Consider the following 25,985-nt stretch of genomic DNA (forward strand, 5'->3'; position numbering starts at 1 on the left):
AATCAGTTATTAGATGAAAACCACCACTATTAATAGTGGTGGTTTTCGTCTTGTTAATTATTTTTTTCAAAAGCTAGTTTAATACCAAATCCAATTAGGACGACTCCTGTTAGCCCTTGAATATAACGTTGCGTCTTCGGTTTTTTCATAAAAGCACTAATTTTATCAATTAAAAATATATAAAATGCAAACCAAATGACTGTTAAAACGAGGTAAGTAAGGCCCATTACAAGAAGTTGAATAAATGTATTATGATTTGGATTTAAAAATTGTGGTAAAAAAGTTAAAAAGAAGACTGCTACTTTAGGATTTAATAAATTTGTAAGAAATCCTTGGCGAAAGCAAGAAGTATGTTCGTTTTCATTATTCAAAGATAGATCATTTGTATCTAAGTTTTCTTTGTTTCTTACTGCTAAAAGGGCTTTAATACCGATATATATTAAATAGAGAGCCCCAACGTACTTGAAAATAGAAAATAAAAGAGCTGACTTTACAATAAGTGCAGAAAGACCAATTACAGCAGCTAAAGTATGAATTAATAGTGCAATACATGTACCAAACACTGTTTTCACTCCACCGACTTTACCAGCAACCAATGTATTTTTCGTAGCCATTGCTGTATCTGGACCAGGTAAAATGATGAGGCAAATAGACATAATGATGAAAAGAAGATAATTTTCTATCATAGCCGTCCCTCCTTTTTATTTTTAGAATATTTGATTAAAATCAGTGTAGCACAAAAATGGATTTAATAAAATTAAATTTTATTAAAAATAATTAAATGAAAAAGACTATATAGTAGCTGTAATTACACTACTATATAGCCTCGATTTTATACCGCTATTTGCGGGTAGTAAGATTTTCATCGCACAAGATTTAGCTGAAGAAAAGAAGTTAGGTGGGGGATGAACAAAACCTCCCCTCATGACAATTTCATTTTATGCATTAAGTAAGTTAAAGAAACGATTCACATCTTCTTCTGAAACGTCACTTAACTGTTTATATTTATAATTCGGATTTTGATCTTTATCAACGACAACGGAGCGTACTCCCTCGAAGAAATCTTCATGTCTCATGAAATTTTTAGCAAGTATAAGGTCCGTAGCGAAACATTCTTCAACGGATTTATCTTTTCCATCAATAAACTGTTTTAATGTTACTTTTAGTGAAATAGGGGATTTTGATAACAGTGTTTCTTTCGTTTTTAGAGCAAAGGAACTTTCATCTTTCTCCAATGAATGGATGATTTCTTCAATTGTATCGAAAGCAAAATGTGAATTGATTACTTCTAATGAAGGAGCAAGCTCGCTTTCTAAGTTTGGAGCAGTTGCAAATGTACGAATAACTTCTTTTAAATTAGTATGTACATCATCTTCTTTATGCCAATTTACACTTTCAAGTTCAGTAAGAAACTCTGGTAATGAATCAGATGTCATAAAGTAATCTGCAGCATTAATAAATAATACGTCAGAAGCTTTTAAAATAGATGCTGTTAAAGCAACGAAGCGTCCTGTATATCCAGGTGCTTTATTTAAGAAATATGCAGCTCCGACGTCTGGGAAGAAGCCGATATTCATCTCTGGCATTGCCCATTTCGTACGCTCAGTTACAATGCGATACTTCGCACCATTTGTAAGACCGACACCACCGCCCATTACAATTCCATCTAAACAAGCAATAATCGGTTTTGTATATTGATAAATATATGTATCAATTTCATACTCTTCTTCAAAAAAACGTTCTGCATGTTGCAATGCCACTTCATTGGAACGCGCTTCATAAAGAGTTTTAATGTCGCCACCTGCACAAAAACCTTTTGTGCCAGCTCCTTTTAACACGATAAGTGCAATACGCTCATCGTGTTCCCACTCTTTAAGTTTTTGTCCGATAGGTTGTAACATGTCATAAGATAAAGAATTAAGTGCTTTTGGACGGTTTAAAGTAATTGTTGCAACGCCGTTTTCACTAACAGAAAATAAAACTTGTTCAGTCATAATGCATCCTCCCTTACATATCTTCTTATTCTTAATTCTTGATATGTACTGAAATGTCCTTTATAAATTTTGTCAAAAGTTGACGGTAAATATTAATTTGGTCACTGCATATTTTGACGAGTTATCTTTGCAGGATTTCAGAGACTGAGGGGGAATATTACAACATTACTGTAAGTGTAATTATTTGAAGTTATAATGATAAAAGCGCTATTATATAGGTGTGAAATGTTCATTATCAATTCTAAAAGTGTGTTTGAAGAAAAAATAAATCGTACAATTGTAATAAAAAATTTTACACTGAATTAGAAATAGAGAAAGGAGAAATCGGAATGCCAGGACCTTTACTATTGTCGGTTATTATTTTGTCTTTTTTAATGATAGGAATAACGCAGTATTTTCATCATACAGATACGACAGAAGAAGTGAAGGATAAAGTACGTCTCGTATTTCCGATTTTTATAATATCTATTTCATTCTGTATTTTATTAAATAAAGATGGCTACATTGTCGCAGTGTTCTCATTTTTCGTCGCAATCGTCTTAATTACTGTTTTATATTATGTAATGAAAGACTTTATACAAAAATAAAGATGTCACAATAGGCATTTTTATTTTGGGAGAAATGTAAAATTTCACATATCGTATTTTATATAAAATACATAAAGCATATAACAATAGAAAAGTGTGTACTTTGCTGTGTATGTACTTGTCAATCTTGCATAGCCACTATACTATTAAAATGTAGAGATTATAAAAAGGGGTTGTATCTATCATGAAATTTGAGATGCACACAAAAATTATTTCAAATGAAAAAGAAGTAAGATTACATATTGAAGAAAATATATTTCAATTAATATTGGATGGTTACCACTTATTTACAATTCAAGAAATATTGCCTTTATATAAATCAAATGAAGAAAGAATTGGAAGTGCAACGATATTGAAACTAGAGTGGGAGAACGGAAAAACTACAATAAACTATCAACTTGTTTCACTAAAATCAGTAAATTAAAAGGAGTAGAAAAATATGAAGTTATTTCATACAGCGGATTGGCATTTAGGAAAGCTTGTTCATGGCGTGTATATGACTGAAGACCAAAAGATTGTATTAGATCAGTTTGTACAGGCTGTTGAAGAAGAAAAACCAGATGCTGTAATTATTGCAGGGGATTTATATGACCGAGCAATTCCACCTACAGAAGCAGTAGACTTATTAAATGATGTGCTGCAAAAAATAGTTATTGATTTACAAACACCAGTTATTGCAGTAGCTGGTAATCATGATAGTCCGGATCGTATCCATTTTGGAAGTAGTTTAATGAAAAAACAAGGATTACATATTGCAGGTCAATTTCAATTCCCGTACGAACCTGTTGTACTAAATGATGAATATGGAGAGGTTCACTTCCATCTAATACCGTATGCAGACCCAAGCATAGTGAGGCACGTGTTGAAAAATGAAGACGTACGTTCTCATGATGATGCGATGCGCATTTTTATGAATGAGCTCTCTGAAACGATGGATAAAGAAGCTAGACATGTATTTGTTGGACATGCATTTGTAACTTCTTCAGGAGAAGCGGAGGAGAATACAAGTGATGCAGAACGACCACTTTCAATTGGTGGTGCTGAATATGTAAATAGTCATTATTTTGATAAGTTTCATTACACAGCGCTTGGACATTTACATCAAGCGCATTTCGTACGTAATGAGACCATTAGATATTCAGGTTCACCACTTGCCTATTCAATTTCTGAAGAGAAACATAAAAAAGGTTATTACATTGTAGAACTGAATGAAACTGGTGAAGTAGCAATTGAAAAAAGGTTACTTTCACCACGTCGTAAAATGCGAACAGTAGAAGCGAAAATAGATGAATTATTACAGCACCCAGTAAGTGAAGATTACGTATTTGTAAAATTATTAGACGAAAACCCTGTCTTACAGCCAATGGAGAAAATACGATCTGTATATCCAAATGCAATGCACGTTGAAAGAGCGATGCAAAGGCGAGAACTCACAGATACAAATGAAGTAACGGTTTCAAGACATAAAACGGATGATTTATCTCTTTTAAAGGCTTTCTATAAAGAAATGAAAGGGTTAGATTTATCAGAAGAGAAAGAACGCCTATTTATAGATGTATTACAAACAGTGCAAGAACGGGAAGGTGAACGAGGATGAGACCGATTCAGCTTATTATGACAGCATTCGGGCCATATAAACAGAAAGAAGTAATCGATTTTGAAGATCTTGGAGAACATCGTATTTTCGCTATTTCTGGGAATACGGGAGCTGGAAAAACAACGATTTTTGATGCGATTTGTTATGTGCTATATGGTGAGGCTAGTGGAGAAGAACGTAGTGATACGAGCATGCTTCGAAGTCAATTTGCTGATGATAATGTTTATACAAGTGTTGAATTAACCTTTCAGTTAAAAGGGAAACGCTATGAAATAAAACGACAACTTGGACATAAAAAACAAGGGAATAAGACCATTACAGGACATGCAGTAGAATTATATGAAGTTATTGATGGAGAAAACGTTCCAGCCGTCGATCGTTTTCATGTAACAGACGTAAACAAAAAAGTGGAAGATTTAATTGGGTTAAGTAAACATCAATTTAGCCAAATTGTTATGTTACCCCAAGGGGAATTCCGAAAACTATTAACATCTGAGACTGAAAACAAAGAAGAGATTTTACGTCGTATTTTTAAAACGGATCGTTATAAATTAATGCGTGAGTTACTTGATCAAAAGAGAAAACAATGGAAAGATGTCTTGCAAGAAAAACAAAAAGAGAGAGAGCTCTATTTCCGTAATGTTTTTAAATTACCAATCCGTGATGGAGCATTATTAGAGACATTAGTGGCACAAGAACATGTAAATACGCATCAAGTAGTAGAAGCGTTAGAACAAGAAACAACCGTGTATAAGATAGAGGTTGAGCAATTACAAGTAGAACAAGATGTTCAAACGAAGCAATTAAAGGATGCAGAAACACGTTTTCATGCAGCAAAATCTGTAAATGAGAAATTTATAGATTTACAACAAAAGAATGAGAAATATAACACTTTACAAGAGAACCGTGCAGCAATTGAAAGGAAAGAAAAATCCTTTAAACGTGCGGAACAAGCAAAGCGCTTATTACCATTTGAACAATGGTATGAAGAAGCGATGGAAAATGAGCAGAAAGCTGAAAGTTTGTTAAAACAGATAAGCGTCAAACAAGAACAGATAATGAATAGCTTTGAACTTGCTAAGGAGAAGTATGAAGTAGTAAAGAATAAAGAAGCTGAACGAGAAGAGGCTAAAAAACTTGTTCAAAGATTAGAAGAGTTACAAGCGATTATTGAATCATTAGCTGAGAGAAAGCTGAATTTACAAAATGCCGAAATTCAAATAGGGAAATTAAAAGAAAGTATGCAAAAGTTAGATCAACAACTAGAAGAGCATACAAACAAAAAACAGAGAATGTCTGATGAATTGCAGCAATTAGAACAAGCACTTGAGCAATATGTAGCTAAAGTAGAAGAACTAACGAATATGCGAGAAGATGCAAAAGTTTTAAAGCAAGCATATGATGTTTGGCAAGAAAAACAAAAATTCGAGCAAGAAAAAGAAGCGGCAAATAATAAAATGCAAGTGGCAGTTCGTGCATATGAAAACATGGAGCGCCGCTGGTTAAGTGAACAAGCTGGTATATTAGCTCTTCATTTACATGACGGTGAATCTTGTCCGGTATGTGGTAGTACGAATCATCCGCAAAAAGCTACAGAACAAAGTAATGCGATCGATGAAAAAGAGTTAAACGATTTAAGAGATAAGAAGAACATTGCTGAAAAATTACATGTGCAAGTAGAGGAGAAATGGAATTTCTATCGACTACAATATGAACAAGTGATAGAAGAAGTTGTGAAGCGCGGCTACAACTCGGAAAAATTAGCTGAAACATATAGTGCACTTGTTCAAAAAGGAAAACAATTAGCTGCAGACGTTAATACGTTAAAAGCAAGTGAAGAAACACGTAAGCAGATTGCTGCGAACATGAAAAGCGTAGAAGAAAAAATAGAAGAACTTCAGAAACAAAAACGAGAAGTGGAAACAATGCAGCACCGTACAGAAATGGAGTGTATGCAACTTCGTACGTCATATGAACATGATAAACGAAATATTCCAGAAAACTTACAAACAGTACAAGCTTGGAAAGCACAGTTTGACCAAGCTATGCAGGAACTTAGGTTAATGGAGGACGAATGGAAGAAAGTGCAGGAAGCGTATCAGCATTGGCAAAATGAAAATATACGTATTCAAGCAGAACAAAGAGGTGCTTCTAATCAATTTGAAAGTGCAAAATTAAAGAAAGAAGAGACTTTCGCACGCTTTATGAAAGAGCTAGAACAAAGCGGGTTTACAGACGAATTCACGTATAAAGAAGCCAAATTAAGCGATCACGAGATGGAAATGTTACAAAAAGAAATTCAAGGTTATTATTCATCGCTTGAAGTGCTTGCAAAACAAATTGAAGAGTTACAAGCTGAATTAAAAGATAAAGAGTATATGGATATTACAGCGTTAGGTGAACACATAACAGAATTACAAATTAATCTCGATATCATTAAAGAAAAACGTCAACGTGCGCAAAATGCGGTAACATATATTTCTGATTTACATGAAAACATTAGACGTATTGATGAGCAAATTCATGAGGAAGAAAAAGCTTTCCAAGAACTTGTTGACTTATATGAAGTAATGAAAGGTGATAACGAGAGCCGTATATCATTTGAACGTTACATCTTAATTGAGTATTTAGAACAAATTGTTCAAATTGCAAACGAACGATTACGTAAATTATCAAACGGACAATTTTATTTAAAACGAAGTGAACGAGTTGAAAAGAGAAATCGTCAAAGTGGATTAGGCTTAGATGTGTACGATGCATATACTGGCCAAACACGCGATGTAAAAACACTATCCGGCGGAGAGAAATTTAATGCATCACTTTGCCTAGCGCTAGGAATGGCAGATGTCATTCAAGCATATGAAGGTGGTATTTCCATCGAAACGATGTTCATCGATGAAGGGTTCGGTTCATTAGATGAAGAATCATTAACGAAAGCAGTAGACGCCTTAATTGACTTACAAAAATCAGGCCGATTTATCGGTGTCATTTCACACGTACAAGAGCTGAAAAACGCAATGCCAGCTGTATTAGAAGTAACGAAGCAGAAGGATGGGTGTAGTCAGACTAGGTTTGTGGTGAAGTAAGCTTAGAGAATGGAGTAGGGAATCTACCGATACTTTTAGTGTCATATGTATGAATCATAAAACGTCGTCTCTTCATATTAGAGGCGACGTTTTATTTTATAAAATATCTATGAATTATCTGTAGAAGGCGGCGTATTCTCCAAACGATTATAAGCTTTAAAAGCTGAAATTGCCGATATAACCCCGCCTACTAAAAATAAAGTCGATCCTCCAACTAAGATGATACGACTGACATATGTTTCCCGTGCTTCTTCGACTTCTTCTTGTAATGCTGTAGGCATATGAATCCCCCCTTTATAAAAGTTGTTTTATCTCGCTATTTGCCGTGCAGTAAGACCCACATCTAAAAATTCAGGGGAAGCAAAGAATTTAGGTGGGGACCTGCTGCCCGTAAAAGCCCGATTGGTGAGGGCTGATAATCAGTGGGGGATGAACAAAAGCCCCACTGATTAAAGTTTCACTTTATAAATAGTATATACAAACGCCTAAAATGTGTTAAAATAACTGATGATTTTACGCAGTGAGTAATTAGATGAGTAGGATGCGAGTGGCTAAGTAAATCTTCATCACAAATTTATGTGAACTTCACATAGAGCACATATTAACATTGTATTATGTATATGTACCAAATAAATAAATAAAGTGAATGTAAGTTCTGTTTTCAAAAATTTAAAATCCTTTTATTTCTATATGAAAGTTTTAATCAAGGGTTTTAAAAAATTTGGAAATAGATCTTATGAATATGGAATTCATATAAAAGGGGAATGTCTTATGACAACATATACGAGTGAAATGAGAAAAACTTTAGTTTCAGAAGAAGATGTAGATATTTTAAAAATTATGGCGCATCCAATCAGACTGCAAATTGTAAATGAATTAAGTACGAGAAAAACTTGTAATGTAACACAATTAACAGAGTTACTGAATATTCCGCAATCTACTGTTTCACAACATTTATCAAAAATGAAGGGTAAAGTGTTACGAGCAGAGAGAAGAGGTTTAGAAATTTATTATCATATTAACAATTTAAAAGCGAGTAAGATTGTTAATGTTTTAGGGTATATAAACTAGTGAAATATTTTTATATAAAATAGCCCCTGCTGTTGAGCAGGGGCTATTTTGTGTTGTTTTATGTATTTGTATTTAAAACTTTATAGTTTTTATGATTTACAATTGTTCGATCAAATTCAAAAGTACCACCGCTTACATTTGTAATTTCAACTAAGACCGATTCAGTATAAAGTTTTAATACAGATCCTGTAATCTTTAAATTATTTCGTTGAAAAAGTATAGTATCCCCTACGTTTGCTTTCATAGTACCTCCTCATTAAAGACAGAAATATTTTTTTATTATATATATTAAACCACGGATAGATATATTAGTGAATATTTAGTTTTATTTATTGGGAAAAAATTTGTTCTCTAATAGAAGAGTATAAAGTACTCTTATGTTAAAAGTTATATTTTATTTAAGTTTATCCCGCTATTTGTTGGGCAGTAAGACCCCCACCTCAAAATTCAGTGGAAGCAAAGAAGTTAGGTGGGGGCTCTGCTGCCCATAAAAGCCCGATTGGTGAGGGTTGATTAAAGTTTCACTTTATTATAAGTAAATTGTTTTCAGCATTAGCGAAACAATATTTCTATGTAAATACTGCAGAGAAGCAAATTATTCAAAAAACAGACACTATGTAGCACAAAACGTAAAGTAGATAAGTAAAGTTTTTTTCAGGAGTATAAGAAAAATATACGTTTATTAATAAGATCTCTAATTGGTAAAATTCTAATTAAAAACATAGAAAAACTTTAATATAAAAAGGTAATCAATTACAAATGGAGAAGTAATATATACGAAAGGAGAGATTTATATGAATAAAGGGAAAAAACAAGTTAGTCAACTTAGTTTTCTGGTGAATTTTATGAACGACAAGGGGAGTCTTGTGAAAATTTAATAGTATTATAGTATCCCCTTGTGAAAAAATGGTTGGGGGAATATATAAATGATAACAGAAATGAATATTAAAGTAGTTTGTGAAGAATCGTTTTCAAAAAGAGAAATAAAAATTTTAGAGACGTTTCTTTCAACTTTATCGGGGCATTCTAATGCTCTCGTTACAAAAGAGGGGATGTTTTTAAACCCATTAAGTAAAGAGAAGAGTGTGATTTATTATCACAACTTTGTATTTGTAAAATCACTTACAGAAGAAATGTGTGCAGAATTAAAAGAAGTTTTAACAAGACGTATTAAAAATGCTTTCATTATGATGGAATTTGTAGAGCCAATTGTTACATTTGAAGAAACAATTATAAACGTATAAAAAAAGTCAGGCTTATGAATTGACCTAATAAAACCGTCTCTTTAATAAATAGTAAAGAGACGGTTTTATTGTTTCACTTTTTAAAAAGAGTTCAAAAATAAATGTAAATCGATCTTATACAAAAACTACTTATTAAATAACTGTTACGTATTTAATAAGTAGTTTTTGTATTTCATCCTTCGTTTTTTGTAACTGATTCTACGTTTTTGACGCTCTGTCTTGTAAGTGCTTACATAAACGAAAACATCTTATACAATGAAGGTGTCAAATCAAAAGAGGTGACCAAAATGAACATAAAAAAAGTAAATTTAGCGAATAGCATTGAAATAGAAAGAGGAGGCGGAAAGGTATGAAAAAATCAACTGTTAATCCATGGTTTGTTGTCCTTGGCACAGTTATAGTACAAATGGGGCTTGGGACGATATATACATGGAGTTTATTCAATCAGCCTTTAGTTAGTAAATACGGTTGGAGTCTTAACGCTGTTGCGATAACTTTCTCAATTACTAGTCTTTCTTTAGCATTTTCAACTTTATTTGCGAGTAAATTGCAAGAAAAATGGGGACTTCGTAAACTTATTATGATAGCTGGATTAGCATTAGGACTAGGATTAATACTTAGCTCACAAGCATCCTCATTAATATTACTTTATGTACTAGCGGGAGTTGTTGTAGGTTATGCAGATGGTACAGCATATATCACTTCACTATCAAATTTAATAAAGTGGTTTCCAGAGCGTAAAGGTTTAATTGCTGGTATTTCTGTCTCTGCATATGGTTCAGGTAGCTTAATCTTTAAATACGTTAACGCACAGTTGATTGAATCAGTTGGTGTATCGCAAGCATTTATATACTGGGGTTTAATTGTTACAGCTATGATTGTAATTGGTGCTTGTTTAATCCATCAAGCTGCAGATCAAGGAGCAGTTCATGAAACAAAAACTACGGAATACACAACGAAAGAAATGTTAGGCACAAAACAAGTATACTTATTATTTATCATGTTATTTACATCATGTATGAGTGGCTTATACTTAATTGGTATGGTAAAAGACATTGGTGTTCAACTTGTAGGACTTAGCGCAGCAACAGCAGCTAATGCGGTGGCTATGGTTGCAATCTTCAATACATTAGGTCGTATCATTTTAGGACCGTTATCGGATAAAATTGGGCGTTTAAAAATCGTTACTGGTACTTTTGTTGTTATGGCGAGTTCAGTCTTAGTTCTAAGTTTTGTAGATTTAAATTATGGTATTTACTTCGTATGTGTAGCAAGTGTAGCGTTTTGCTTTGGTGGAAATATCACTATTTTCCCAGCTATTGTTGGTGATTTCTTCGGTATGAAAAACCATAGTAAGAACTACGGAATTGTGTATCAAGGATTTGGATTTGGGGCGCTTGCAGGTTCCTTTATCGGTGCACTTCTAGGTGGATTCAAACCAACGTTCATGGTGATCGGTGTATTATGTGTCGTGTCATTCATTATCGCAATTTTAATTCAAGCACCTAAACAGAAAAAAGAACAAGAAGAAGAGTATCGCAGCGTAGCATAAGTATACAAATCTTCTATAACACTATGATTACGAAAAAGCATCCTATTCTATTAATTAGGATGCTTTTTTTATGAGTTATTTTAACAAGGTTAAATTACTTTTGTGATTTTTATAGATGTAAAAGTGAGTGGAATACCCATTTGGAATATAATAAATTGATACATCATATTCGAAATATATATTAAATCTTAAATGATAAAGAAGACATTCATTAGTATTTGTAAGATATATTTTCAGAAAAATATTGAGAAAATATATACTTGAGTTTTTCATAAAGCATTGTAAATGAACGTATCTCTAGTTTATCTTCTTCAATTTTAAAAAGAGGAGTTTGAATTTTATTTATAATATAAGTACATTTAATGCGTTTAGGTATGATTTTATTAAGAAGCATTAAAATACTTTATCTGAAAAATAAAAAAAGATTGACAAGTTTATTGAGAAACATTATCATTTCGGTGTAAGATAGTAAATGAAAAACATTATCAATAAAATGGATTTTAAAGTAATGCGCACTTGACCAATTAGTTTAGTAAGTGTATTATTTTTTACAACATGACTGATAATGAAAATCAATATCATTTATGTTACTTAATGAAATTAATGTTTATGTGAAAGGATAGAGAAAATGAACTTAGGGGAATTTGATGGGCAAACAGTTTTAGTAACAGGTGCAGCACAAGGCATAGGCAGTGTTGTTGCCAAAATGTTTTTAGAAAGAGGAGCCACAGTTATTGCGGTTGATCAAAATGAAGAGGGGTTAAATGTACTCTTAAATCAAAATGAATTAAATAAAACACGTATGAAAACGTTTCGTTTAGATGTGAGTAATAGCGCTGCTGTTGAAGACATGGTAAATCATATTGCAAATGAAATAGCGCCAATAGATATTTTAATAAATGTTGCAGGGGTTTTACGTATGGGACCAATTCATTCGTTAAGTGATGAAGAGTGGAATAAAACATTCTCTGTAAATACTACAGGGGTTTTCAATATGTCCCGAGCGGTAAGTAAAAATATGATGTTAAGAAAATCAGGGGCAATTGTTACAGTCGGTTCAAATGCGGCAAATACGCCGAGAATGGAGATGGCTGCGTATGCTGCGTCAAAGGCTGCAACGACGATGTTTATGAAATGTTTAGGACTAGAGCTTGCGGCATACAATATACGCTGCAACTTAGTTTCTCCAGGTTCTACTGAAACTGAGATGCAAAGATTACTATGGGCTGATGAGAATGGAGCTAAAAATATAATTGCTGGTTCTCAAAATACATATAGACTCGGAATTCCATTACAAAAAATTGCACAACCTTCAGAAGTTGCTGAAGCCGTGTTATTTTTAGCCTCAGATAGAGCAAGTCATATTACAATGCACAATTTATGTGTCGATGGCGGTGCTACGTTAGGAGTTTAATCAAAATTCAGGAGGTTATTATATTATGAATGAACATATAGCTGTAAAGGAATTGTCAGAAAAACTTTTAGAAGATTATAAGACTGAATCTTCATTCTTTTTTGCTTCACCAACTCGAACGATATTAGCAGAAGGAGAGTTTACTACAGTAAAGCATCGTGAAATTGAAAATTTCCCAGAGCTTGTGCAAGCGACATTAAGTAATGCGAAACAAGCTGGAAATCCAAATCCTATCGTTGTGGGTGCTTTGCCATTCGATCGTAGAAAAGAAGTCCAACTTATCGTACCAGAATATAGTAGGATTTCTGAGCGTTTACAATTGGATACAACAAATCAGCTTGAAACAAATGAGAACGTAACATTTGAAATGACGCCAATGCCAGACCCTGAAGTTTATATGAATGGTGTGAAGCAAGGAATTAAAAAAATACAGGACGGTGATTTAAAGAAAATCGTTCTATCTAGATCGTTAGATGTTAAATCTTCGGAAAAGATTGATAAGCAAAAACTTCTGCGAGAATTAGCAGAGCATAATAAGCATGGTTATACATTTGCTGTGAATTTACCGAAAGATGAAAAAGAGAACAGTAAGACGCTAATTGGAGCAAGTCCTGAATTACTTGTTTCACGTAATGGTATGCAAGTTATTTCTAATCCGTTAGCTGGTTCAAGGCCACGTAGTGAGGACCCAGTAGAAGATAAAAGAAGAGCAGAGGAATTACTTTCTTCTCCAAAAGATTTACATGAACATGCGGTAGTAGTTGAAGCGGTTGCCGCTGCACTTCGTCCGTATTGTCATACATTACATGTTCCAGAAAAGCCATCAGTTATTCATAGTGAAGCGATGTGGCATTTGTCTACAGAAGTGAAAGGTGAACTGAAGGATCCAAATACTTCTTCTTTACAATTAGCAATTGCCCTTCATCCTACGCCAGCAGTTTGCGGAACTCCGATGGAAAAAGCAAGAGAGGCTATACAGCATATTGAGCCATTTGACCGCGAGTTCTTTACAGGAATGCTAGGATGGAGCGATTTAAATGGAGATGGAGAATGGATTGTTACAATTCGTTGTGCTGAAGTACAAGAAAATACACTTCGTTTATATGCAGGAGCTGGAGTTGTTGCTGAGTCAAAACCAGAAGATGAGTTAGCAGAAACATCAGCTAAGTTCCAAACAATGCTAAAAGCTTTAGGGTTAAGAGATAGTTCACTTAATGAAAAATAGGGGGAAGAAAGAATGCTAGTAGGTTATACAGAATGGCCAAAAGAATTTGCCGATCATTATCGAGATGAAGGATGTTGGCTTGGTGAAACATTTGGAGGAGTGTTAAAAGAGCGGGCTGAGAAATATGGAGATCGAATCGCGGTTGTAAGTGGTAAGAAGCATATGACATATAGTGAACTTGATAAAAATGCAGATCGTTTAGCAGCAGGTTTACTGAATTTAGGAATAAAGAAAGAGGACAGAGTTGTAATCCAGTTACCTAACATTATCGAGTTTTTCGAAATATGTTTTGCACTATTTCGAATTGGAGCGCTTCCTGTCTTTGCACTACCTTCACATCGAAGCAGTGAAATTAGTTATTTTTGTGAGTTTGGCGAGGCGAGCGCTTACGTTATTTCAGATAAGGCTCTCGGTTGTGATTATCGAAAACTAGCAAGAGAAGTGAAAGAGAAAGTGCCAACTTTACAACGTGTAATTGTAGTGGGGGAAGAAGAAGAGTTTGTGAACATAAATGATCTGTATATGGATCCCGTCTCATTACCAGAAGTTCAGCCAAGTGATGTTGCATTTCTCCAATTATCAGGAGGGACAACAGGTCTTTCTAAATTAATTCCTAGAACACATGATGACTATATTTATAGTTTACGTGTAAGCGCTGAAATTTGTAATTTGAATGCAGAAAGCGTCTATATGGCAGTTCTTCCAGTAGCACACAATTACCCAATGAGTTCTCCAGGGACATTTGGAACTTTCTATGCGGGTGGAAAAGTGGTATTGGCAACTGGTGGTAGTCCAGATGAGGCATTTGCTCTTATTGAAAAAGAAAAAGTTACAATTACAGCGCTCGTTCCGCCATTAGCAATGATTTGGCTTGATGCTGCATCGTCTCGTAATACCGATTTATCGAGCCTAGAGGTTATTCAAGTAGGTGGTGCTAAGTTTAGCGCTGAGGTCGCAAAACGTATACGCCCTACATTTGGTTGTACGTTACAGCAAGTATTCGGTATGGCGGAAGGATTAGTGAACTATACAAGATTAGACGATCCGGAAGAAATTATTATTCATACACAAGGTAGACCAATGTCTGCACTCGATGAAGTACGAGTTGTTGATGAAAATGATAACGATGTACAACCTGGCGAAGTAGGTAGTTTATTAACACGAGGTCCATATACAATTCGTGGTTACTATAAAGCCGAAGAACATAATGCACGATCATTTACAAAGGATGGATTTTATCGCACAGGTGATCTTGTAAAAGTAAATGAACAAGGATACATCATTGTAGAAGGAAGAGATAAAGATCAAATTAACCGTGGTGGTGAGAAAGTTGCTGCGGAAGAAGTTGAAAATCATTTATTAGCACACGATGCGGTCCATGACGTAGCAATTGTATCTATGCCTGACGATTATTTAGGTGAACGCACCTGTGCTTTTGTTATAGCTCGCGGACAAGTTCCGGCAGTAAGTGAATTAAAAATGTTTTTAAGGGAACGTGGTATAGCGGCTTATAAAATTCCGGATCGAATTGAATTTATTGAATCATTCCCGCAAACAGGAGTCGGAAAAGTCAGCAAAAAAGAACTACGTAAAGTCATTGCTGAAAAACTTATTACAGTAAAACAATAATAAAAACCGGAAGGAAGTGATTAGATGGCTATTCCATCTATTTCAGTATATAAAATGCCAATTGAATCAGAACTACCGAAAAATAAAGTGAATTGGACACCAGATCCGAAACGTGCAGTACTTTTAATTCATGACATGCAAGAATATTTTCTTGATGCATATAGCGATAAAGAATCACCAAAAGTAGAACTTGTTTCAAATATTAAAATGATAAGAGAAAAATGTAAGGAACTTGGTATACCAGTTGTTTATACAGCACAACCTGGTGGGCAAACGTTAGAACAACGAGGTTTATTACAAGACTTTTGGGGTGACGGTATACCTGCTGGACCAGATAAAAAGAAAATTGTTGATGAACTTACTCCTGATGAAGATGATATATTCCTAACAAAATGGAGATATAGTGCATTTAAAAAGACAAATCTATTAGAAATTTTAAATGAACAAGGAAGAGATCAACTCATTATTTGCGGTATTTATGCGCATATTGGCTGTCTTTTAACAGCTTGTGAAGCATTTATGGATGGTATAGAGCCGTTCTTTGTAGCAGATGCAGTTGCTGATTTTTCACTAGAGCATCATAAACAAGCATTGGAGTATGCATCTAATAGATGTGCAGTAACGACATCAACAAACCTACTGTTAAAAGATTTACAAAGTGTAAAAGGTGATGGGGGTGAAGGAATCACTATACAGGAAGTGCATGAACTAGTTGCACAACTACTTCGTGAGCCAGTAGAGAGTATTGATATTGATGAGGACTTATTAAATAGAGGGCTTGATTCGGTCAGAATTATGAGTTTAGTAGAGAAGTGGCGTCGTGAAGGGAAAGAAATCACTTTTGTAGATTTAGCAGAACGTCCAACTGTTACAGGTTGGTACAGTTTACTATCTTCACAAACAGCACAGGTGCTGTAACAAATAGACTACATAATAAAGGGGTAGTAAAGAATGCCTAACAGTCAAAAGATTCGTCATTCGTTATCATCTGCGCAGTCTGGTATGTGGTTTGCGCAACAATTAGATCCGCTTAATCCAATTTATAATACTGGGGAATATGTAGAAATAAACGGAAATATTCATCAAGACATTTTTGAATTAGCTGTACGTAAAGTTGTAATGGAAACAGAAGCACTTCATGTTCGCTTCGAAGAGGATGAAATTGGCCCATGGCAAGTTATTGAAGAATCACAGTTTCATATGCATTTTATTGACGTTCGTAAAGAAGAAAATCCTGAAGAAGCTGCTAAAGTATGGATGAAAAATGATTTATCTATGCCAGTCGATTTGAAAAAAGATACTTTATTTACTGAAGCACTTATTCAAGTTGAAAATAATCGTTTCTTTTGGTATCAGCGCATCCATCACATTGTGATGGATGGCTATGGATTTTCACTTCTTAGCCAAAAAGTAGCGAATGAGTATACATCACTTATAGAAGAAACAAACAAGAATGAAAAACCATTTGGTTCTCTTGCAAAAGTCGTGCAAGAAGATATTGAGTATCGTGAGTCTAAACAATTTCAGGAAGATCGTACTTTTTGGTTAGAAAAGTTTGCAGATGCCCCAGAAGTTGTAAGTTTGGCAGAACGAGCACCGAGAACATCAAATGGATTTTCACGAGAAACAGCTTATTTATCTAGTTCTAGCACGAAAACTTTACTAGAAGATATCAATATTTCGTTAACAAGTTGGCCGGAATTCATTGTGGCTGTAACAAGTATTTATATGCATAAATTAACAGGTGAAAATGATATTGTTTTAGGTTTACCGATGATGGGACGTCTAGGTTCTGTATCTATTCATACACCAAGTATGGTAATGAATTTAGTTCCACTTCGTATTACAGTAACTCCAAATATAACTCTTGCGGAATTATTGCAGCAAGTTTCTAAAGAAATCCGAGATGTACGTCGCCATTATAAATACCGTCATGAGGAATTAAGAAGAGATTTAAAGTTACTAGGTGAAAATCAAAGGTTGTTTGGACCGTTAGTGAATGTTATGCCTTTTGATTACGGGCTTAATTTTGCTGGAAATCGTGGTATTACGCATAACTTATCAGCAGGACCTGTCGATGATTTATCGATAAATGTATATAAACGTTTTGATCAAAATGAGATAATGATTCATTTTGATGCAAATCCTGAAGTATATAATAACGCGGAGCTAGCATTGCATAAAGAAAGATTTATGAATCTATTTGAATTAGTAATAAATAATTATGAGAAAAACGAGTCGATTGGAAAAATAAACATTACTCTGCCTGAAGAAAATCATAAAGTTTTATTGGAATGGAATGAAACGAAGGAAGACGATGAATTAATCAGTCTGCCTATATCATTTGAAAAACAAGTGAAAAAAAATCCCAATAAACTAGCGATTACTTGTGACGGTGTAATCCTTACGTATAAAGAGCTAAATGAACGAGCGAATGAACTAGCACATTATTTAGTAGAAGAAGGAATACGACCAAATCAGTTTGTAGCTTTAGTATTCCCTAGATCAATAGAAATGGTAGTTAGTATGCTAGCAGTCTTAAAGGCTGGTGCAGCGTATTTACCAATAGATCCAGAATACCCAGCAGATAGAGTTACTTATATAGTAAATGATGCAAAACCAGTTTGTATCATAACACATTCATCTGTTTCATCTAAGTTAGTTATAGAAAAGGATATGAAAAAAATTGTATTAGATGACGAAGAAACGAAACTAGCGTTACATACATATTCTCGTATGAATATAGCATGTAAGAATGATGTATCACTGTTAAACCCAGCCTATACAATATATACTTCAGGCTCAACAGGAAACCCAAAAGGTGTAATTGTTCCTATGAGAGGTTTAAGTAACTTTTTAATGGCTATGCAACAAAAGTTTTCATTAAATGAAAATGATCATTTATTAGCAGTTACAACGTTTGCATTTGATATTTCTGCACTAGAAATTTATTTACCTCTTATTAGTGGTGCAAGTTTAACAATTGCGCAAAAAGAAGACATACAAGAGCCTTCTGCATTAACGACACTTTTACATGAAGAAAGAGTGACCATTATGCAGGCTACACCGACGCTTTGGCAGGCGTTAGTAACTGATTATCCAGAGAAGCTACAAGGGCTAAGCATACTTGTTGGTGGTGAAGCTCTTCCAGCGCATTTAGCAAATAAATTACGAGAATTAGGTTGCTCAATAACTAATTTATATGGACCAACTGAAACGACGATTTGGTCTACTTTCATGAACATTGATGAAGGTGAAAAGGGCATACCTCCTATTGGAAAACCAATTTGCAATACAGAAGTGTATGTATTGGATGCAGGGTTACAACCAGTGCCACCTGGAGTTATTGGGGAATTATATATTGCAGGGGAAGGACTTGCAAGCGGATATTTAGGAAAACCTGAGTTAACAGCTGAACGGTTTGTTGCAAATCCTTATGGAGAATCAGGGAAGCGCATGTACCGTACAGGAGATCTTGTGAAATGGCGTAGTGATGGTGCGTTAGAGTACATTAGTCGCGCAGATCATCAAATTAAAATTCGTGGATTCCGAATTGAATTAGCTGAAATTGAAACGGTATTACAACGACATGAAAATATTCAACAAGCGGTAGTAATGGTACGAGAAGATCGTGCAAATGATAAACGCATCATTGCGTATATCGTTGCAGAAGAAAAGGAACCGATTAATCTTTCAGAAATTCGTTCTTATGTTTCAGAAAGTTTAGCGAATTATATGATACCATCGACATTTGTTGTGCTAGAAGTATTACCATTAACGCCAAATGGTAAGGTTGACAGAAAGAAATTACCTGCTCCTGATTTTAATGGAATGAACAATGAGAGAGTTGCTAGAAATCCGAAAGAAGAAATATTATGTGATTTATTTGCAGAAGTACTTGGTGTTTCTCGAATTAGCATTGATGATAATTTCTTTGAAATGGGTGGACATTCACTTCTCGCATCTCGTTTAATGGCAAGAATTCGTGAAACGTTAAGTGTGGAATTAGGAATTGGGAAACTATTTGAATCACCAACTGTTGCCGAACTGGCGAAACAATTAAACCATGCAAAAAGCGCAAGACCAGCTATTCAGAAAGCAAGTAGGCCAAATGAAGTTCCACTTTCATTTGCACAGCGCAGGTTATGGTTCTTAAATTGTTTAGAAGGTCCAAGTCCTACTTATAATATTCCGCTAGTCATTCGTATGAATGGAATATTGAATCGGGAAGCATTACAAGGTGCTTTTTATGATGTAGTTGAGAAACATGAAACACTTAGAACAATTTTCCCTAACGTATTAGGTAGTTCCTATCAGAAAATTTTAGATATGGAAAACTTAAATTTAGAAATGGTTATAACTAATACATGTAAAGATGAATTAGAAAGTGTACTTTCAGAGGCGGTAAGATATAGCTTTAACCTCGATTTTGAGCCGGCAGTTCGTTTGCAACTTTTTACAATGAGTGAAAACGAACATGTATTATTAATTCTATTACATCATATTGTAGGTGATGGCTGGTCATTACAGCCGTTAACGAGAGATTTTACAGCGGCGTATAAAGCGCGATGTCAAGGTGACAGAGTTCAGCTGGAGACACTACCAGTTCAATACGCAGATTATGCACTTTGGCAACAGCAATTGCTAGGTGATGAAACGACACAAGAGAGTCTTATTTCAACACAATTAGATTTTTGGAAAGAAGAACTTAAAGGTTTACCAGACCAAATGGAGTTACCTACAGATTTCCAGCGTCCAATTGAGACGAGTTACCGTGGGGAAACAATTCATTTTCATATAGATGAAGGTATGCATAGTAGGTTAGTAGAGCTTGCACGTAAAAATGGAGTTAGTTTGTTTATGGTATTGCAAGCAGGGCTTAGTGCACTATTTACAAGATTAGGTGCAGGCACTGATATACCAATTGGAAGTCCGATTGCTGGAAGAAATGATGATGTACTTTCAGATATTGTTGGTTTATTTGTAAATACATTAGTGTTACGTACAAATACTTCAGGAGATCCAAGTTTTAAAGAATTATTAAATAGAGTGAAGCAGGTAAATCTTGCAGCTTATGAAAATCAAGATGTTCCATTTGAAAGGCTTGTTGAAGTATTAAATCCAGTACGTACTCGAAACAGCCATCCGTTGTTTCAAGTTATGTTAGCTTTTCAAAATACACCAGAAGCAACGTTTCATGTACCAGATTTAGAAGCGAGCCTTGAAATTCAAAGCGTTGGTTCTGCAAAATTTGATTTAACATTTGAAATTAGTGAGAGTAACGGGGTTGATGGTACTCCGAACGGTTTACATGGATTACTAGAGTTTAGTACCGATTTATATAAACGTGAAACGGTTCAAAAACTAATAGAACGATTCATTTTGTTATTAGATGATGCAACTACAAATCCAAATCAATCCATTGGCAGATTAGAAATATTAACTTTAGTAGAGAAAAATACAGTGTTAGAAAAGTGGAATGGTGGTTTTCAAATTGCACCAGAAATGACATTGCCACAATTGTTTGAAAAGCAGGCTCATATAAATCCAAATTCTATTGCTGTTGTCTTTGAAGATAAGAAATTAACTTATGAAGAGTTAAATAGAAAAGCAAATAAAATAGCTCGATTCCTAATAGCAAAAGGGATTGGTCCTGATCAACTCGTTGCTTTAGCGATGCCAAGATCATTAAACATGGTTGTAAGCTTATTAGCTGTTCTTAAAGCTGGTGCTGGATACCTTCCGTTAGATCCAGATTACCCAGCAGACCGTATTTCATTTATGCTACACGATGCGAAACCATCATGTGTTTTAACGAATTCAGAAGTGGAAATTGAATGTAATGAGGCACTAAAAGTTTTAGTTGATGATGTGAAAGTAATAGCAGAGGTTGAGAAATATAGTGAAGACAATATTGATGAAGTGGAACGAATTAAGCCATTATCTCCATCACATATTGCTTACGTTATTTATACGTCAGGGTCAACGGGCAGACCGAAAGGCGTTATGATACCTCATCAAAATGTAGTGAGACTTTTAGGAGCAACTGATCATTGGTTCCAGTTTGACGGAAACGATGTTTGGACGATGTTCCATTCATATGCTTTTGATTTCTCGGTTTGGGAAATTTGGGGACCTTTATTATACGGAGGGCGTTTAGTTGTAGTCCCACATACTGTAAGTCGCTCGCCGAAAGAATTTTTACAGCTTCTTGTTAAAGAAAAGGTTACGGTTTTAAACCAAACTCCATCAGCGTTCTACCAATTGATGCAAGCAGATCGTGAAAATGAAGAGATTGGCCAAAAATTATCTTTACGATATGTTGTTTTTGGCGGAGAAGCACTTGAGCTAAGTCGCTTAGAAGATTGGTATAGTCGACATCCTCATAACGCACCAAAGCTTATTAATATGTATGGTATTACAGAGACGACAGTACATGTTAGTTATATTGAATTAGATGAAACTATCGTCTCTTTACGGGCAAATAGTTTAATTGGGTGCAGTATACCTGACCTTAAAGTGTATGTGTTAGACAACTATTTACAACCAGTCCCACCTGGAGTAGTTGGAGAAATGTATGTTGCAGGTGCAGGACTTGCGCGTGGATATTTAGGAAGAGCAGGATTAACGGCTGAACGCTTTATCGCAGATCCATTTGGCAAGCCAGGTACAAGAATGTATCGTACAGGAGACTTAGCTCGCTGGCGTAATGATGGGACGCTAGATTATATAGGACGTGCAGATCATCAAATCAAAATTCGTGGATTCCGAATTGAATTAGGAGAAATAGAAGCAGTCATAATGAAGCACCCTAAAGCTGAGCAAGTAGCCGTTATTGTACGTGAAGATCAACCAGGGGATAAACGGTTAGTTTCTTATATCGTTGTATCAAATAATGAAGCAATTGATACGAATGAAATGCGTCAGTTTGCTAGTGGTAGTTTACCAGATTATATGGTTCCATACGCTTTTGTAGTAGTAAATGAGTTACCTTTAACTCCAAACGGTAAATTAGATAGAAAGGCATTGCCAGCTCCAGCATTTATCGCATCATCTTCTAGTCGTGGTCCAAGAACACCGCAAGAAGAAATGTTATGTGACTTGTTTACAGAAGTGCTAAGTGTACCTCAAATTGGAATTGATGACGGATTCTTTGATCTTGGTGGTCATTCACTCCTTGCAGTGCAGCTTATGAGCCGCATGAAAGAGGCGCTTGGAGTGGAACTAAACATTGGTACTTTATTTGCAGCACCGACTGTTGCAGGGTTAGCTGAAAGACTTGAGATGGGGAATGGTCAAAGTGCACTTGATGTGTTGCTTCCATTACGAGCAAGCGGGGATCAATTACCACTATTTTGTGTACATCCAGCAGGTGGATTAAGTTGGTGCTATGCAGGACTTATGAAATCTTTAGGAACAGATTATCCAATTTATGGTGTGCAAGCACGTGGTATTGCTAAAAATGAAGAACTTCCAAAAAGTTTAGAGGAGATGGCGGCGGATTACTTGAAACACGTTCGTGAAGTACAGCCTCATGGACCATATCGTTTATTAGGTTGGTCGCTTGGAGGAAATGTTGTGCATGCAATGGCGGCGCAATTACAAAATGAAGGGGAAGAAGTAGAATTACTCGTTATGCTTGACTCTTATCCTGGACACTTCTTACCGAATACGGAAGCGCCTACTGAAGAAGAAGCGTTAATCGCATTACTTGCTTTAGGCGGATATGACCCAGATAACATGGATGGTAAACCACTTACAATGGAAAGTGCAGTTGAAATCCTTCGTAAAGATGGAAGTGCATTAGCAAGTCTTGAAGAAGAGACTATATTGAACTTGAAAGAAACATATGTAAATTCAGTAGGGTTGTTAGGGAAATATGTACCGAAAGTTTATAACGGAGATATCCTGTTCTTTAGATCTACTGTTATACCAGACTGGTTTGATCCTATTTCTCCAAATACGTGGCTAAATTATTTAGACGGGCAAATTGTGCAGCACGATATTGATTGTAGACATAAAGATCTATGTCAGCCAGGTCCGCTTACGGAAATTGGACAAGTATTAGCGAAATATTTGCAGAATAAGAAAGGGGTAAGTAGAGTATGACGAATCCATTTGAAAATGATAATTACACATATAAAGTATTAATAAATGAGGAGGGCCAGTATTCTCTCTGGCCTGCTTTTCTCGATGTACCTATTGGCTGGAATATCGTATATGAAGAAGCTAGTAGGCAGAGCTGCTTAGAATATGTTGAATATAACTGGAAAGATTTGAATCCAAAAAGTAATCAAGTTCGCGAAAAAACATTAGCAGGAAAACGATAATGAAAGAAAAACTAAATCCAAAAGTAGTTGTAAGTATCGTTTATATAACTGCGATGTTTATGGCTGCGATGGACGCAACGATTGTAAATGTAGCACTGCAATCGATAAGTAGAGAACTACAAGTACCTGCATCTGCAATGGGGACGGTTAATGTTGGGTATTTAGTTAGTTTAGCTGTTTTCCTTCCGATTTCTGGTTGGTTAGGAGATCGATTTGGTACGAAAAGAGTGTTTTTAATTGCTCTTTTCGTATTTACAATTGCCTCTGCTTTATGCGGAATGGCTAACGATATTACTTCATTGAATATTTTCCGTATTATTCAAGGTGCTGGTGGAGGGCTTTTAACACCAGTTGGAATGGCAATGTTATTTCGAACATTTTCACCAGAGGAAAGACCGAAGATTTCTCGGTTCATTATACTTCCAATTGCTGTAGCACCAGCAATTGGTCCTATCATCGGTGGTTTCTTTGTAGATCAAATGTCTTGGCGTTGGGCATTTTATATTAATCTACCGTTTGGAATCGTTGCATTGCTATTTGGACTTCTATTTTTAGCAGAGCATGTTGAAAAATCAGCTGGTCGCTTTGATTCGCTCGGCTTTATTTTATCAGCACCAGGATTTGCGATGCTCATATATGCGCTCAGCCAGGGACCATCAAAAGGGTGGATTTCTCCAGAAATTATGAGTACTGGAATAGCTGGGGGTGTATTCATTACATTGTTTATAATCGTAGAACTGAAAGTAAAGCAACCGATGTTAGATTTACGTTTATTAAAAGAACCAGTGTTTAGAAAGATGAGTCTTATATCATTATTTTCATCAGCTGGTTTACTAGGAATGTTATTTGTTTTTCCACTTATGTATCAAAATGTGATAGGAGTTTCCGCGCTGGAATCAGGACTTACGACATTTCCAGAGGCGATTGGATTAATGATTTCTTCACAAATTGTGCCATGGTCATATAAAAAATTAGGAGCGCGAAAGGTAATTTCTATTGGATTAATTTGTACCGTGGTTATCTTTGTTTTATTAAGTTTTGTAAATCACGATACGAATCCGTGGCAAATCCGCGCATTATTGTTTGGTATCGGTATTTTCTTAGGTCAATCTGTCGGTGCGGTTCAATTTTCTGCCTTTAACAATATCACGCCGCCTTCTATGGGGAGAGCTACTACTATATTCAATGTGCAAAATCGATTAGGATCAGCAATAGGAGTAGCTGTTTTAGCTAGTATACTAGCTGGTTTTGGAAGTAATAACGCTCAATCCGATTTTTTACCATATCAAGCAGCATTAATTGGATCAGCAATATTTTTGCTCATAGCACTACTATTTTCTTTACGTATTTCCGATAAAGAGGTAATGTCAAAGAAGAAAGAAAAAACATTATCTGTATCAGAAAAAGAGAAAGTACTTGTCAATGAATAACAATATACGCATGCTTTCTTATGAAAATTGATATTCGTTGAATAAAGGAGAGTTTACATGATAGAAAGTAAAGTTGTAGATTCTATTCCAACTTTGAATGAGAATGATTGTCAAATATGGTGGGCAAGAATTTCGGATTTACAATCATGGCATTACAATTTACTAAATGATATAGAGCGAGAGAAAGCAAATTCGTATCATCATTCGGCAGATCGAGCTCGTTTTATAATAGGTTGCGTAATAAGTAGATTAGTTCTCGGTAAGATACTTTCTATGTCACCAGTCCAAGTACCAATTGATCGAATGTGCTCAGTATGTAAAGTGCAGCATGGAAGACCACAATTACCAGAAGGTATGCCGCAATTATCCGTTTCGCATTCAGGTGAGTGGGTTGTCGTTGCTTTTACAAAATCTGCACCTGTTGGCATAGATGTAGAACAAATGAATCCAAATGTAGATGTTATGAAAATGGCAGAAGGTGTATTAACAGACATTGAAATAGCGCAAGTTATGAAACTGCCAAATGAACAGAAAATAGAAGGATTTTTAACATATTGGACTCGAAAAGAAGCGGTGCTGAAAGCGACAGGTGAAGGACTAATGATTCCGCCAGTACATATTACAGTATCAGCTCCAAATGATCCTCCAAACTTGTTGGTTTTTAAGGATAGACAAGAGTTATTAAATAATACAATGATGGAAGATGTAAAGCCTAGTTTAGATTATAGGGCCTCTATTGCAATATTCAGTAAGGAAGTAACTGAAATTACGCAATTAGATGCGGCAGCACTTTTAAATCTTAAATAAAAAAATTATAGAAGAGGTG

At 35.2% G+C, this 25,985-nt stretch carries 19 protein-coding genes; 15 read left to right on the plus strand and 4 right to left on the minus strand.

The features are described from left to right. Positions 1 to 53: 53 nt before the first annotated feature. Together MR136_RS15085 and MR136_RS15090 are read right to left on the minus strand one after the other, a co-directional pair. The gene (locus tag MR136_RS15085; protein WP_000572360.1) at positions 54 to 686 is read right to left on the minus strand and encodes a LysE family translocator; all 633 of its coding nucleotides are present in this window, start codon (positions 684 to 686) and stop codon (positions 54 to 56) included. Between the two features lie 252 nt (positions 687 to 938). Beyond that, positions 939 to 1,994 (minus strand): enoyl-CoA hydratase/isomerase family protein, encoded by a 1,056-nt coding sequence (locus MR136_RS15090; protein ID WP_000139776.1) that lies wholly within the window; start codon positions 1,992 to 1,994, stop codon positions 939 to 941. 329 nt (positions 1,995 to 2,323) lie between these two features. Between MR136_RS15090 and MR136_RS15095 the strand changes: the two genes are divergently transcribed. The 4 genes from MR136_RS15095 (at position 2,324) to MR136_RS15110 (ending at position 7,264) form a co-directional block, all read left to right on the plus strand. Beyond that, entirely contained in the window at positions 2,324 to 2,581 is a 258-nt protein-coding gene (locus tag MR136_RS15095; protein ID WP_001119404.1) for a hypothetical protein, read from the plus strand. Between the two features lie 184 nt (positions 2,582 to 2,765). Further along, a complete protein-coding gene (locus MR136_RS15100; protein WP_000667344.1) occupies positions 2,766 to 3,005 on the plus strand; it encodes a DUF2584 family protein in 240 nt (79 codons plus the stop codon). A 15-nt stretch (positions 3,006 to 3,020) separates the two neighbouring features. Beyond that, positions 3,021 to 4,178: an exonuclease SbcCD subunit D gene (locus tag MR136_RS15105; RefSeq protein ID WP_000765150.1), complete on the plus strand. Its 1,158-nt coding sequence runs from the start codon at positions 3,021 to 3,023 to the stop codon at positions 4,176 to 4,178. Beyond that, entirely contained in the window at positions 4,175 to 7,264 is a 3,090-nt protein-coding gene (locus MR136_RS15110; protein WP_242259502.1) for an AAA family ATPase, read from the plus strand. Before MR136_RS15105 ends, MR136_RS15110 begins: the two co-directional genes overlap by 4 nt. 107 nt (positions 7,265 to 7,371) lie before the next feature. Here the strand turns inward: MR136_RS15110 and MR136_RS15115 are convergent, their stop codons facing one another. Continuing rightward, positions 7,372 to 7,545 carry a hypothetical protein gene (locus tag MR136_RS15115; protein ID WP_001141668.1) on the minus strand — a complete coding sequence of 58 codons (174 nt, stop codon included), beginning with the start codon at positions 7,543 to 7,545 and terminating at the stop codon, positions 7,372 to 7,374. A 490-nt stretch (positions 7,546 to 8,035) separates the two neighbouring features. Between MR136_RS15115 and MR136_RS15120 the strand changes: the two genes are divergently transcribed. Beyond that, on the plus strand, positions 8,036 to 8,335 hold the full coding sequence (locus tag MR136_RS15120; RefSeq protein WP_000214801.1) for an ArsR/SmtB family transcription factor: 300 nt from the start codon (positions 8,036 to 8,038) through the stop codon (positions 8,333 to 8,335). A gap of 58 nt (positions 8,336 to 8,393) precedes the next feature. Here MR136_RS15120 and MR136_RS15125 read toward each other — a convergent pair whose 3' ends face one another. After that, positions 8,394 to 8,579 carry a YkvS family protein gene (locus tag MR136_RS15125; protein WP_000646793.1) on the minus strand — a complete coding sequence of 62 codons (186 nt, stop codon included), beginning with the start codon at positions 8,577 to 8,579 and terminating at the stop codon, positions 8,394 to 8,396. 682 nt (positions 8,580 to 9,261) lie between these two features. Here MR136_RS15125 and MR136_RS15130 point away from each other — a divergent pair. From MR136_RS15130 to sfp, 10 genes are all read left to right on the plus strand, one after another. After that, positions 9,262 to 9,579 (plus strand): hypothetical protein, encoded by a 318-nt coding sequence (locus tag MR136_RS15130; RefSeq protein ID WP_000627302.1) that lies wholly within the window; start codon positions 9,262 to 9,264, stop codon positions 9,577 to 9,579. Positions 9,580 to 9,928: 349 nt separating this feature from the next. Further along, positions 9,929 to 11,131, plus strand: a complete 1,203-nt coding sequence (locus MR136_RS15135; protein ID WP_242259503.1) for an L-lactate MFS transporter — start codon at positions 9,929 to 9,931, stop codon at positions 11,129 to 11,131. A 628-nt stretch (positions 11,132 to 11,759) separates the two neighbouring features. Next, the gene (gene dhbA, locus MR136_RS15140) at positions 11,760 to 12,545 is read left to right on the plus strand and encodes a 2,3-dihydro-2,3-dihydroxybenzoate dehydrogenase (protein ID WP_242259504.1); all 786 of its coding nucleotides are present in this window, start codon (positions 11,760 to 11,762) and stop codon (positions 12,543 to 12,545) included. 25 nt (positions 12,546 to 12,570) lie between these two features. Then, positions 12,571 to 13,770 carry an isochorismate synthase DhbC gene (gene dhbC, locus MR136_RS15145; RefSeq protein ID WP_001002068.1) on the plus strand — a complete coding sequence of 400 codons (1,200 nt, stop codon included), beginning with the start codon at positions 12,571 to 12,573 and terminating at the stop codon, positions 13,768 to 13,770. Between the two features lie 12 nt (positions 13,771 to 13,782). Further along, a complete protein-coding gene (locus tag MR136_RS15150) occupies positions 13,783 to 15,399 on the plus strand; it encodes a (2,3-dihydroxybenzoyl)adenylate synthase (RefSeq protein ID WP_224201402.1) in 1,617 nt (538 codons plus the stop codon). Positions 15,400 to 15,423: 24 nt separating this feature from the next. Continuing rightward, complete coding sequence (locus tag MR136_RS15155) at positions 15,424 to 16,317, plus strand: isochorismatase family protein (RefSeq protein ID WP_242259505.1); 894 nt, start codon at positions 15,424 to 15,426, stop codon at positions 16,315 to 16,317. Positions 16,318 to 16,350: 33 nt separating this feature from the next. After that, positions 16,351 to 23,508 (plus strand): amino acid adenylation domain-containing protein, encoded by a 7,158-nt coding sequence (locus MR136_RS15160; protein WP_242259506.1) that lies wholly within the window; start codon positions 16,351 to 16,353, stop codon positions 23,506 to 23,508. Continuing rightward, positions 23,505 to 23,729: an MbtH family protein gene (locus MR136_RS15165; protein ID WP_000184055.1), complete on the plus strand. Its 225-nt coding sequence runs from the start codon at positions 23,505 to 23,507 to the stop codon at positions 23,727 to 23,729. The genes MR136_RS15160 and MR136_RS15165 overlap by 4 nt, the downstream gene beginning before the upstream one ends. Beyond that, complete coding sequence (locus MR136_RS15170) at positions 23,729 to 25,159, plus strand: MDR family MFS transporter (RefSeq protein WP_061457162.1); 1,431 nt, start codon at positions 23,729 to 23,731, stop codon at positions 25,157 to 25,159. The genes MR136_RS15165 and MR136_RS15170 overlap by 1 nt, the downstream gene beginning before the upstream one ends. A gap of 57 nt (positions 25,160 to 25,216) precedes the next feature. After that, positions 25,217 to 25,966, plus strand: coding sequence for a 4'-phosphopantetheinyl transferase Sfp (gene sfp, locus MR136_RS15175; RefSeq protein ID WP_017674097.1), 750 nt, complete (start codon positions 25,217 to 25,219; stop codon positions 25,964 to 25,966). The last annotated feature ends 19 nt before the right edge of the window (positions 25,967 to 25,985 follow it).

This window comes from Bacillus cereus group sp. BfR-BA-01311 (assembly GCF_022664295.1).
In the GTDB taxonomy this organism is placed as follows: Bacteria; Bacillota; Bacilli; order Bacillales; family Bacillaceae_G; genus Bacillus_A; species Bacillus_A cereus.